The organism is Clostridiales bacterium FE2011, assembly GCA_017569305.1.
Taxonomy (GTDB): domain Bacteria; phylum Bacillota; class Clostridia; order Christensenellales; family Aristaeellaceae; genus Aristaeella.
Map to the genome: position 1 here is coordinate 2,456,945 of CP069418.1, position 12,478 is coordinate 2,469,422.

Below are 12,478 nucleotides of genomic sequence, written 5' to 3' on the forward strand. Positions count from 1 at the left end.
AGGTCTGATTAGGATATGACACTCAAAAAATTCGCTCTGCGGGGAATGATCGTGCTTGCGGCAGTGATTGCACTGTGCGTGCTGTTTTCCGGTACATTCCGGTCACTGACCACAGCGAAAGTGACCAAGGCAGACGTAAAAAACGGCAAACTGGAGACCGCAACCGTGCTGATGGGGAAAGTGGTTTTCCCGGAAGAAGAGGAAATCACGATCCGGGTTCCGGACGACCTGACCCTGACGGTTCAGCGGCTGTATGTCACGCCCGGTGAGCAGGTCAAAAAAGGTGCCAGATTGATGGCCGCGGTGGTAACCGACGGGGATAAAAAACTGGCTGAACTGCAGGAAAAATATGACAAAGCCCGGGATACGCTGGACAACTGGGACCGGAAGCACGGAGAGATCAGGCTGAGCCGCAACGAGGAAGCCTGGATGAATGCCTACACTGCCGCCAGGACAGCGGAAGACCAGGAGCTGGAGCTCCGGCATGACCTGATGGCGAACCTGGGGCTTTCCAATACAAACGACCTGAATGAAACCACGGTCAAAAAGGCTGCCAAGGCTGCCAAGGACGCGGGCAACAAGAAAGCGGCCCAGGCGATCCTGGAGGAGTACAATAACTGGCTGACGGCTAAAAACGCGATGACCGACGCGCAGAAGAAACTGAAAAGCCTGGACCGGTATGCCGTAGAGGATTCAGTCTGGACCACGCTGCAGGAAAAGAATGCAACGATTAAAGAAAAAGCGGAGATCGAAGACAAGATGATGGCTATCCGTCAGCTGCAGAAGCAGGTGGCGGAGTTTAGCGCCCCCCATGACGGCTATGTGATTGAAGTGAAGATCCAGAAGGACGCCCTGATCAACGGCGGTGAGACGGACCTGTTCCTGATTACCCCAGAAGGCAAAGGTCCCGTGCTGCGCGCAGAACTGACAGATAGAAGAAAGAGCGTGCAGAAAGGCGCGGTGGTTTCCGTTCCCATCGATGAATGGATGCGTGTGGAAACAAAGGTGATTGCTACCGGCCTGACAAAAACAGGCTCTCCGTATGTGGACGTCAAAATACCGGAGGACCTGACCGGCCGCATCAGCCGCATGGTGAGGGACAACGAAGAAATCAAAATGAAGGCGACGGTCCGTGCGAAGGACAGCTCCACGCTGGTTAATAAAGCGGCGGTGCGTGGTGAAGGCGAGAATAGTTATGTTTATGTGGGAGATGCGGAACAGTCCCTGTTCGGGGATACCCGTTACAAGGTGAGAAAAGTCAATCTCAAAGTGCTGGGTGAAAATGAAAAAACCGTTTCAACGGATAACAACGAGCTGACATGGGGCAGTCCTGTCATATATCTGGAGGACAGGGAAATCGCAGAAGGTTCTTATGTGATGTTGCGCGACGGTAAGGAGGGTAAGGAGTAAGCAGGAATGGAACGAAAATTCCGGTTTTCATTTTTACTGCTGGTGGGAATCCTCCTGCTGGGCGCGGGCCTGATCGGCCTGACCACAGTACCGGATGTGCTGCAGTATGCCTTCCTTCCGTCCTCAGTGAGCAGTACGGAAACCATGCTGCCGGCGGAAACCACGGAGGATGATTCATCCATTGCCGCAGAACCGGCCCAAAAGAAGCCTGAAGTTTCCGCCACACCCCTGTATGACCTGTATAAAAAAGCGGCTGAGAACATGGGTGAATTGTTCCCAAAGCTGACGATGCATGGCGTGAAGGCAGGCGTGAACCTGGAGGTTGAAGGAGTAGACCCGCAGAGCGTTTACCTGTACTCACTGGGACCGCACTGGAATGAGGTCTATTATCCGAATGTCGTGAAGGGCCGGATCCTTGGCAGTATCGACACGGAAGAGGCGCTCGAGGTTGTTGTGCTGGATGAAGAAACCGCGTTTAAGTTTTTCCGGGACGTGGATCCCATTGACCAGCTGGTGACCTACGGCGGGAAAAAGCTGGAAGTGGCGGGCGTGGCCCCGCACAGCAAAAAGCTTGGTGAAACAGGAAATTTCGCGGCCTGGGTTCCGCTGGATCAGTTGACAGACGCTGACCTGCTGATCCTGTCCGCACCGGCAAAATCCGGAGATCTGTTCCCCGCGTTCAAAAAATACGCGGAGAGCGTATGCGGCAAGGGGACGGCAATCGACCTGTCCCAGGAAAAATTCCGGGCATTGATGCCGCTGGTACTGGTTCTGGTGATTGTGGTCATCTGGCTGATGAAGCGCTGGATCCGCCGCCTGACAGGCTTTATCCGGGTTCAGGTGGAAAAGATCAGGGTGGAAAGGCAGCACAGCTACCCCAAGAAGCTGATTCCTTATGCCGCGCTGCAGATGCTGCCGGTTGTGCTGCTGATTGTGCTGACGATCGCGGTTTGCTTCGGGGTGGCTGTGGTTGCCATGAAACCGATGCAGATCTTCCCGGAATGGGTTCCGGAGACGCTGGGTGAATATGAGCCCTGGGTCGCCAGATTCTGGCAGCTGGTGAATGTATCCGCACAGCCCATCACCATGAAGACGCCGGAGCTGGCGGAAGTACAGTTCTGGAGCAGCCTGATCCTGTGGGGAACATTCGTGATCCTCCTGCGGGCCGCAAAGAAAACCCTGACCGGGTTCATTGTCAAAAAAGAAAAAGAGTAACCGCAGGAAAATTCATAATTCATAATTCAGAATTCAGAATTAATACTTCAACTGCTATAGGGACAGATGATTGCTGTTATATTATCCCGAAGGGTTATGTGACAGAAGGTCTGTCCCTTTGTCACATCAAGCTGAAAAATATTTTTTCAGGGATCCTATATTTTCCGCTTCTGAGGGGTCTATAAAGGTACAGGAGGTGAACGGTACTTGAGCAACGGGACGCACGCTTCGGAACTGGAGCGGCTGGTGGAGCAGCACCAGACCGCGGTTCTTCGGACCTGCTATCTTTACCTGTGTGACCGGTCACAGGCGGAGGATGCTGTACAGGAAACTTTCCTGAAGGTCTACAAAGGCCTGGATACCTTCAGGGGTGAAAGCAGCGAGAAAACCTGGATCATGAAGATCGCGATGAACACCTGTTACAAAATGAACCATTCAGGCTGGTCCCGCTTTATTAACCGCCGGGTAACACCGGAGATGCTCCCGGAGACTTCGGTGCCGTTCGAGGAGAAAGACGATGAACTGACCCGCGCCGTGATCCGGCTGCCGATCCGGCTGCGCGAAGTGATCCTCCTGTATTACTACCAGGGACTGAATGTGAACGAGATCGCGGAAGCACTGGGTATTTCCCAGCCGTCTGTTTCGGGAAGACTGAAACGGGGCAGGGAAAGGCTGAAGGACATGCTGGAAGGGAGGGAGAACGATGCGTAATGAACTGAACAGGACGGAGTTCTCCGAATCCCTGGACAGGCGCCTTTCCGGACTGCAGGACGATCCGTGGCTCACGGCAAAAGTCCTGGCGAAAGCGGAAGGAGAAAAACCTGTGAAAAAACTGTCATTAGGCGTTATCCTGGTGATTACGCTGCTGTGTGTTCTGATTACCGGGGCGGTGGCTGCCATGCTGGGCGGATGGAGTATCAACGACTTATGGAACTACTGGGTGGAGAACGGGGAAACCCTGCTGCCGCCTGACTATGAGCAGTATATTGAGAATAAGGATATCACAGAGGAGGGCAGGCAGGCGGTCTGCACGGTAACGGGAAGCTATTATGACGGGAAGTACATGGAGGTTACCGTCAATGTTTCTCCTGTGGAGCATGCGCTGCCGATCAATTTTTATAACGTGCCGGATGATTCTGTTACAGAGATCTATTACAATGAAGCTGTCACAGAGGAAATGACCGTGGCGGAATATGCCCGGAAATGCCATGAGGGCTTTGTGGCAATGATTGACGGCGAAATCCGGGCATACAACGAAGAAGCCGGAACATATGTATGCATCGGAGGTTCCATTACCGAGACACTGAACCCGGATGGTTCCATGACACTTGTCCTGACCGGGGAAACGGAAGAAGCGGATCAGCGGGAGCGGGAAGTGGAACTGTGGATCCGGTACCAGAAAGCGGCTGTGAAGGAAAACGAAAGCGGCCGGAGCTTTGAACCTGCGGGGGAAGAGGAAATGATCACAATCCCGCTGAAGGTTCATCCGACGGAAAGCCGGGAATATGTATGCGATGGGGAATTGGATTTTTCCGATGTGGGCTTGAAGGCCGAGAAGGTTACCCTGACGGTCACGCCGCTGGATATCGTGTGCCGGATGGATATGAAGGTCACGAATTCCGAATTGTACAAGGCACAGTTTGGGGAACATGAAATATATGTCATGGAAGAGAACGACGCGGATCAAACAACCAAATATACGAAACGGGAAGAAATGAGCAATTTGTGGTTTGAGTTTGTTTATGCGGGGAAAGAAACAGGGAAGGCGGTTCCGGGAGGTGTAGCCGGGGAGGAGTCGGGTTCCGGAGAACTGGACAGTCCGTGGGCAGGAGCAGTATTCCATGTGACCATCACGGCAAGCGCGGACGCCTTTGGCGATCATTATATGATCAGGCCCTACAACCGGGAGACCGGTGAGCGGTTCATGCCGGTGGAATTTACGGTGAGGCCGGCAGAAAACTAAATAGACGCTATGATAAACAAAGGGACGGGTTAACTGTTATGTATGTAACAGAAAGCCAGTCCCTTTGTCACATATTCCCTTTATTATTTTCTCCCATTTTTAGGATGACTTGTAATTTTTGTATCCAATCTATATAATAGAGATGTAACACAACCCTGAGCAGAGCAAAACCGAAAAGAACGGAAGAGGGCGGATCTGTATGAGAAGCGCGAAAGTGATCATTGCTGTGGCCCTGGTTCTGATGCTGCTGTGCGGAACAGCGGCTGGTGAAACCTGGCGGGCGGCAGAAGAAGATTATCCGATGTTTGAGACGCTCCTGGAGCGGCTGGAAACAGAGGAAAGGGATAAAGTCAAGGCGGATCGGAAAGAGCTGGATGATATCCTGGAAATGATCCACCTGAAGAGCGCGGAGGAGTATGAAGTGGGCCGCGCGATTGTGGACCACTGGTACGGATCGGTAAAGAACAGCAATTACCGCAGATTCGCCTACAGGGGAGAAGAAACGGCCACGCCGCTGGAGCGGAGCGGCCTGGATTTCAGCGGAAAGCATGCCTTTGTGGTACTGGGATACCAGCTGCAGGACGGAGAGATGACCGAGGAGCTGAAGGGTCGCTGCAACGCGGCAGCCGCGGCTGCCCGGTCCTTCCCGGAATCGCTGGTGATCTGTACCGGCGGCGCTACGGGCCAGAGAAACTGGGAAAACCATACCGAAGCCGGGGAAATGAAGATGTACCTGGCGCGGGACTGCCATATCGACGCGGACAGGATCCTGACGGATGAGCAGGCGCAGACCACGCTGGAGAACGCGCAGAATGTTTTCCTGATCCTGAAGCAGCAGGGCATCGAGAAGATCACGCTGGTGACCTCTGATTATCACCAGATGTGGGCACAGATCCTGTTCAATGCTGTGGCGGCAATCTGGAAAGCACGGACAGGAATGGAAGTCAGCATTGTGGGCAACTACAGCTATACCGTGCGACCGGGAACAAAATCGACGGGCGGCGGAATCAGCGCGCTGAGAGTACTGCTTAGAGAAGGCATTACGGTAGAGCCGTAATGCCTTCCAATGAATAATGAATACTGAAAACTTAAAACTTAAAAATGAAGGAAGAAATCGCACCCGTCGGGTGCGATTTCTTTGAATGTAAGGTTCAAGGAAAAAGAATGTGGAGAAGTGAAGGAATGTGACAGAGGGACAGCCCTACCTGTCATCGTTTTAAAGAACGTGACAGTAGGGCTGTCCCTGCTGTCACATTGCGCTGTAGTGATGAGTGAAAAGTGAAGAGTGTAGAGTTGACCCCGTTCTGCAGCTTTAGATCGCGCGCTTCGCTGCCTCTAAAGCAGCAATCACACGGTCACACCAGGAATCGAACTCGGGGTCTTCACGCTGGCACTCCGGATGGGAAAGGATATAATCCAGGGCCTTGCGGACGCCGATGTGGAAGGGGACGTCTGTCCGCATGGCGGGGACCGCCCGCTTCAGCTTCCGGTTGTCGAAGACAACGGAGACGGATTTGTCGCCGATGAGGCCGCCGGTGAAATCATAGCCGTAAGGCTTTCCTGCTTCCGCGAGGAAATCTGCGGAAACGTGATAGGGCACCAGCGTTTTGCCCAGCGCGTCGGCGATGGTCTGGTGAATCTGGTCCCAGGTCAGGGTTTCATCCCCGGTGATCTGGAAGGCCTCGCCGATGGCGTGCCGGTTGCCCATGAGGCCGATGAAGCCCCGGGCAAAGTCTGTGTTGAAGGTAAGGGTCCACAGGGAGGAACCGTCGCCGGGAATGATGACGGGCTTGCCCTCCATGATCCGGCGGATTACCTGCCAGGAACCGTTTTTGCCGTGGACTGCCACGGGAATGCTCCGCTCGTCATAGGTGTGGCTGGGGCGGACGATGGTCACCGGGAAGCCTTCCTCCCGGTGCTTTTTCATGAGGAAGTCCTCACAGGCAATCTTGTTCCTGGAGTATTCCCAGTAGGGATTGGCCAGGGAGGTACCCTCCGTGATGACGTAGCTGGCAGCTGGCTTCAGGTAAGCGGAGGCGGAGCTGATGTAGATATACTGCCGGGTTTTGCCCCGGAACAGCCGCCAGTCCCGTTCCACCTGGTCCTGAGTGAAGCCGATGAACTCGCAGACCGTGTCAAAGGTATGGTCCCGGAGCTTTTCCGCCACGGCCTGCTCATCGTTGATATCCGCAGTGATGGTGTTCACGCCGGCGGGTACGTCCGCGGCGCGGTTGCCCCGGTTGAGAAGCCAGACGTCCCAGCCGGGTGTTTCAGCCAGCTGGCGGACAATGGCCATGCTGATGGTTCCGGTTCCGCCGATAAACAGTGCCTTCATGGTTGACCCCCCTAAAATAATTCATAATTCATAATTCATAATGCATAATTAATATGGTCTCCGGATATGTAGTGTTCCGGTTACCGGGAGGTTTACATCTCCGGAGGAGACTGCGTCATCGCTTTATGCGATGTCAATGAAGAATTCATAATTCATAATGCATAATTAATATGGCCTCCGGACATGTAGAGTTCCGGTTGCTGGAAGGTTTACATCTCCGGAGGAGACTGCGTCATCGCTTTATGCGATGTCAATGAAGAATTCAGAATTCATAATTCAGAATTAATGTGGCCTCAGGACAGATGGTGTTCCGGTTGCTGGAGGGTTTATATCTGCGAAGAATGACAATGTGGAGGCAATAGTGTTCCGGGTGCGTTCCCGGATTTGAACGGGAGGGGAGATCTCTCCACTCCTTTTAGTCGGTCGAGATGACAATAAAGGCGTGAAGGTTTATTCGATGCAAAAGGATACCGTAGCGGAGCAACTCATAATTGTGAATTATGAATTATGAATTATATATTTACGATCCTGGAGAGGAATTTGTCGGGAACGAGGGCAATTTGGGTCAGGCCGGATTCGAGATCCGGGTCAGTGGTGGTGCCGTCGTCCCGGTAAAGCTCCAGGGCGCCTTCCTGCCCGATCTGTCCCAGGAGGGTGAAGGTGGTGTCATCCAGCAGCTCGGAGGATTCTCCGCCGGGGCAGAGCGGGACGGCATGGTTCTTCTTGACGAAGAGCGGGAACTCACCCAGGGCCAGGTCGATCCAGTGATCACCCTTCTCCAGCGGCTGGAGGTCATAATCCTGCGCGGAACGGAAGCGGATGAACAGCATATCCTCCGGCAGGTAAACGTACCGTCCGGCGGCGTTCTGCTCGTAGACGGGAGCGATCATGCAGTCCTCGCCGAGCATCAGCTGATCCTGGATATGGATGGCGCGCTGGTCAGCGGAATAATCAAAGGCCAGGGGACGGAAGAGCATCTCATCCCGCAGGGCGGCCTTCATGAACTCACTGTAGAGATAGGGCAGCAGGGCATAGCGAACGGAAACGGTGTCCCGCATGGTTTCCCAGATGCTGAAGCGATAGATTTCCTGGTCCCGGGTATGGAGGGCGGAATGGTTCCGCATCAGGGGCGTGAAGACGCCCAGCTGCAGGAAGCGTTCCAGCAGGTCCTCCGTCACGTTGCAGCCGAAGCCACCCAGGTCGCAGCCGGTGAAGAGGAAGCCGCAGAGATTCAGGCTGGGAAGCATCTGCAGGGCCATCTTCAGGTGGCTCCACCAGGAGAAGTTGTCTCCCTGCCAGATACCGCCGTTGCGGTGGGCTCCGATGAAGGAGCTGCGGGAGAAGAGAAGCAGGCGCTTGTCCGGGCTGAAACGGCGGAAGCCTTCCGCCGTGGCCCGGGTCATGCCGGCACCGTAGAGGTTGTGCACCAGGTCGTGACGGACGGGCTTGCCGTCCACCAGGTGATAGAACCGGCGGTAGTCGTCCATGCTGTTGGCCATGCCAGAGAAGACGTCCTTCAGCCACCAGGTGGTTTCATAGTCCACGCCGCCGGCACGGATTTTGTCCGCGGCGGCAAAAGCGTCGGCGACGCCCTCGTCGGAATAGAAGAGGGCGGGCTCGTTCATATCATTCCAGAAGCCCTCAATGCCGGCCTCCAGCAGGGGACGGTAGAGATCGCCGAACCAGCGGCGCACATCCTCCCGCAGGAAATCCGGGAAGCAGCAGCGGCCCGGCCAGACGGCGGCCACGAAATCGCTGCCGTCTTCCTTTTTGCAGAAGCAATCCCCGGCTTTGCCGGTGTCATAGGGGGCATATCCTTCCTCCACTTTGATGCCCGCATCGATGATGGGCACCAGGCGGAGATGGTCTTCCTTCATCTCGTCCTGGAAACGCTTCAGGTCCGGGAAGGCGTCCGGCTTCCAGGTGAAGTTTTTGAAGTCCACCATATAGTCGATATCCAGGCATACGCCGTCCAGCGGAATATGGCGCTTCCGGTGCTCATTGACCACGGTGCGCACTTCTTCCTCGCTGGCATAGCCCCAGCGGCTCTGGATATAGCCGAAGGCCCAGCGGGGCGGGAGATAGCTGCGGCCGGTGAGCTGACGGAAGGCGCGGGCAATGCCGGTGAGGGACTCCTCCTCGATGAGGTATACGTCCAGGTTGCCGCTGAGGGAGGTGATGACCGCCTCGTCATGCTTTTCCCAGCCCAGGTCCCAGATGATCTTTCCCGGATCGTCCAGGTAGAGGCCGAGGAGCCGGTCCGGGCTGAAGAAGACCAGCAGGTTGTGGCTGCCGTAGAGGCTGGGGCGCTCTTCCGTGTGATTGAACACATCGCTGTTCCAGCTTTCATAGCGGTGGCCGCGTTTATCAATGCCGCGCACGGCCTGGCCCAGGCCGAAGAGGACTTCCTCCGGATGGAGGGGCAGGGACAGGATCACGCTGCCGTCCTCGCCGTAGCGCACGGTAAAGTAAGGCAGGGAGTCTTTCTCTGCCAGGAGGTTCTGTATCACTGCGTCCGTGGGAAGGGGCGCACCAAAGGTGTACTTACGGATCATTACGGATTCCTCACTTATTGCTATTTACGGGATCATTGTAACACGGGGAAGGAAGGGAAACAAGAAAGCAGAATAAAACGTTCTATTTTGCGGAATACGGCCTTTTTTGTATACAGAATTCCGACTATGATTAACCTGAATAATTACTGCCAGAAAATGGATGCCTGGAGGTGTACAAGTGATATTGTTTCGAAGAAAGCTGATAAAGAAACTGAAGGACGCTTACGGGAAAGAGCCGGTGACTACATACTTTGACGGAGACATGAACTGGATCCGGACCACCTGTGACGACAGGCGGGAAGAAGAGCCGGAACGGTTTTATGTGGACGATACCACCTGGAACGACCTGAACATGGACGCGGTATACAAGCGGATCAACGCCTGCTGTTCCACCGCGGGGGAACAGCACCTGTACACTATGCTCCGGCGTCCCATGAACCGGGAGGAGTTTGAGCATGAGCGCGGGCTGATTACCATGATGGAGCAGGAGCCGGAGAAACGGCTGAAGCTGCAGGTGCTCCTGTCCAGGCTGGGAGTGAACCGGGCCATCTACCTGAAGAACATCCTTAAGCCGAAGGAACGATCCAATTCCTGGCTGATCATCTACTGTCTGCTGTCCCTGTTCCTGCCGGTTTCCATTGTGTGCTTCGCGCTGATCGGCAAGCCGGTGCTCTGGATGCCGCTGCTGGCATTTATGGTGAACGGTACGCTCCACGGAATTCGCCAGAAAAGCTGCGAGACGGAGATGCGGACAGCGAATTACTGCATTTCCCTGGCTTTGACGCTGGAACGGATCAGGAGGATGAAGGATGAAAAGCTGGACAGGTATCTGGAAAAGGCGTACGGGCACCTGAAACCGCTGAAATCCCTGATCAGGGGCGGAGGAATCGCGACAGATCCGGTTCCCGGGAGCGTGAAGGAGATGTTCATGACGCTCCTGCTCTGGGACCTGATCTACTTTGAGATTGTAAAGGTGAAACTGGCGAAATATCACGACGACTTCCGGGTGATCCATGAAGCGGTCGGTGGACTGGACGCCGCCATCTCCATCGCTTCCTACAGGGCCAGCACGGAAGGATACTGCGTGCCGGAAATTGACTATGACGCGGAAAAGCCTTTCATCCATGCGGAAGAGATCGTGCATCCGCTGCTGAAACAGGCGGTGCCGAATGAGCTGGCGCTGGACAAGTCCATGCTGATTACCGGTTCCAATGCCTCCGGCAAATCCACCTACCTGCGGGCGTCCATACTGAACGCGCTCTTTGCGCAGACCATCTGCACCTGCACCTGCAAGAACTACAAGGGCAGCCCGTTCCGGATCTATACTTCCATGGCGCTGACGGATGACGTGCTGTCGGGAGACAGCTACTATATTGCTGAAATCAAGTCCCTGAAGCGGATCCTGGATGACAGGAGTGAGGGTGAGTTTGTGCTGTGCGCGATTGACGAGGTGCTGCGCGGCACCAACACGATTGAGCGGATCGCCGCCTCGGCGGAGGTGCTGAATGCCCTGGACCAGGAGAGGGTACTGTGCCTGATCGCCACCCACGACCTGGAACTGTGCGACATGGCAAGCGAAGGGTACACCAGGGCGCACTTTGAGGAGAAGATCTCCGATGATGATATCCTGTTTGACTACAAGCTGAAGCCGGGGCCGGCAGTGAGCCGGAACGCGATTCATCTGCTGAAGCTGATCGGGTTCGATGAAGGCATCGTGAAAGCGGCACACAAGAGAGCGGACCAGTATGTAGCTACTGGCAAGTGGGAATGAAGGGACAGGTAGGAGGTAGGAAGTAGGAGGGAGGAGGTATTTCCTCCTAATTAATACTTAAAACTTAAAACTTTGTGATCGCCGTAATCCATTTCTTCTGCGCCTCTGGCTTGAAGAAATGGACGGCTGTAACATGGCAGTTGTTACCCAAATCAAAGATTTGGACGACTGCTCAATAACTTAAAAATGGCGGAGGAAACACTTTCCGGATGGAAAGTGTTTCTTTTGAATGGATTCATTGGATGGTTGAGGCGATGGAGAGCGGGAATATGACAGAGGGGACAGTTCCGCAACCTCAATCGTCGCACTGCTCTCTTGGAGCGGTCGCATTGCTTGTTTCGGTAAGGATTCGCGCGCGCACCGCGGGCGGAATTCCCGCCTCGCGCACCGCGCACGACAGGACTCCACCTCGTTTTCGCCTTCGGCGAATATCCGCATCTTCAATAGTCGCAACTCCACACTGTGGAGCTTGCTCCTTTTCAGATGACCTCAGATCCGATGAAATTTCCGCCACTGGCGGTCATCGGCTCTTCGCCCCCACTGGGGCACCTCTCGGATTGTTCCCCAACTGTCACGTTCTTATAGAATGATGACAGGTAGGGCTGTCCCGCAGTCACATTCCCGCATGGTGCGTGATGGATAAAAAGCTTACAGATAGTGGAGGTAAGGGAGAGCAGTTGACAGAGGGACGGCGGAGTAAATCATTATGAATTATGAATTGTGAATTATGAATTGAAAAAGGAGGCAGTTTCCTGTCTCCTTTTTCGTTTATTTCCGTTTAAGTATCTCGCTCATCACGATGCCGTTGACAATGTCGCTGCCGGTCCAGCTCAGCTGGAGGCCGGGACCAGCCACTTCAGTGACGGGTTCCGCGGCCTGGGCGGCGGAAAGGGGAGCAAGCTGCTCATCGTGGCAGGGATCAAATCCTTCGCCGGTATCGGCGCTCATGCTGCCCTGGTAAACCGAATCATCGTGCTCAGTGACGGTGATGGTGGGCTGCATGACTGTCGGGCGGAAGAAGGAACCTTCTTCAGACTGCGGGACAGGTGCGGGCGCTTTGGCTTCCGCTTTCGGAGCCTTATGCTGCTTCTGCGGGGCCGTCTTTGCGGTTCCGGCATTCTTTTCGGCCTGCTCCTTGACCTGCCTGGCAAGCTTCATGCATCCGGCGACGATGATGTAGATGAATGCAAGTAGAAAAATGGAAGATGGCATCGAAAGGATACTCCTTT

9 protein-coding genes are annotated in these 12,478 nt (G+C 54.7%); 6 read left to right on the forward strand and 3 right to left on the reverse strand.

The window, feature by feature from the left end:
• Positions 1 to 15 precede the first annotated feature (15 nt).
• The 5 genes from JRC49_11065 to JRC49_11085 all read left to right on the forward strand — a co-directional run bounded on the left by JRC49_11065 (position 16) and on the right by JRC49_11085 (position 5,645).
• Positions 16 to 1,410, forward strand: a complete 1,395-nt coding sequence (locus tag JRC49_11065) for an efflux RND transporter periplasmic adaptor subunit (GenBank protein QTE70338.1) — start codon at positions 16 to 18, stop codon at positions 1,408 to 1,410.
• A gap of 6 nt (positions 1,411 to 1,416) precedes the next feature.
• Entirely contained in the window at positions 1,417 to 2,625 is a 1,209-nt protein-coding gene (locus JRC49_11070; protein ID QTE70339.1) for an ABC transporter permease, read from the forward strand.
• Positions 2,626 to 2,832: 207 nt separating this feature from the next.
• Entirely contained in the window at positions 2,833 to 3,336 is a 504-nt protein-coding gene (locus tag JRC49_11075; protein QTE70340.1) for a sigma-70 family RNA polymerase sigma factor, read from the forward strand.
• Positions 3,329 to 4,588, forward strand: a complete 1,260-nt coding sequence (locus tag JRC49_11080; GenBank protein ID QTE70341.1) for a hypothetical protein — start codon at positions 3,329 to 3,331, stop codon at positions 4,586 to 4,588. The genes JRC49_11075 and JRC49_11080 overlap by 8 nt, the downstream gene beginning before the upstream one ends.
• A gap of 199 nt (positions 4,589 to 4,787) precedes the next feature.
• On the forward strand, positions 4,788 to 5,645 hold the full coding sequence (locus JRC49_11085; GenBank protein ID QTE70342.1) for a YdcF family protein: 858 nt from the start codon (positions 4,788 to 4,790) through the stop codon (positions 5,643 to 5,645).
• A 255-nt stretch (positions 5,646 to 5,900) separates the two neighbouring features.
• Here JRC49_11085 and JRC49_11090 read toward each other — a convergent pair whose 3' ends face one another.
• Together JRC49_11090 and JRC49_11095 are read right to left on the reverse strand one after the other, a co-directional pair.
• On the reverse strand, positions 5,901 to 6,923 hold the full coding sequence (locus JRC49_11090) for an SDR family oxidoreductase (protein ID QTE70343.1): 1,023 nt from the start codon (positions 6,921 to 6,923) through the stop codon (positions 5,901 to 5,903).
• Positions 6,924 to 7,435: 512 nt separating this feature from the next.
• Complete coding sequence (locus JRC49_11095; GenBank protein QTE70344.1) at positions 7,436 to 9,478, reverse strand: alpha-glucosidase; 2,043 nt, start codon at positions 9,476 to 9,478, stop codon at positions 7,436 to 7,438.
• 178 nt (positions 9,479 to 9,656) lie between these two features.
• On the opposite strand from JRC49_11095, the gene JRC49_11100 reads away from it, so the two are divergent.
• A complete protein-coding gene (locus tag JRC49_11100) occupies positions 9,657 to 11,249 on the forward strand; it encodes a hypothetical protein (GenBank protein QTE70345.1) in 1,593 nt (530 codons plus the stop codon).
• A gap of 768 nt (positions 11,250 to 12,017) precedes the next feature.
• Here the strand turns inward: JRC49_11100 and JRC49_11105 are convergent.
• Positions 12,018 to 12,461 carry a hypothetical protein gene (locus JRC49_11105; protein QTE70346.1) on the reverse strand — a complete coding sequence of 148 codons (444 nt, stop codon included), beginning with the start codon at positions 12,459 to 12,461 and terminating at the stop codon, positions 12,018 to 12,020.
• Between the last annotated feature and the right edge of the window lie 17 nt (positions 12,462 to 12,478).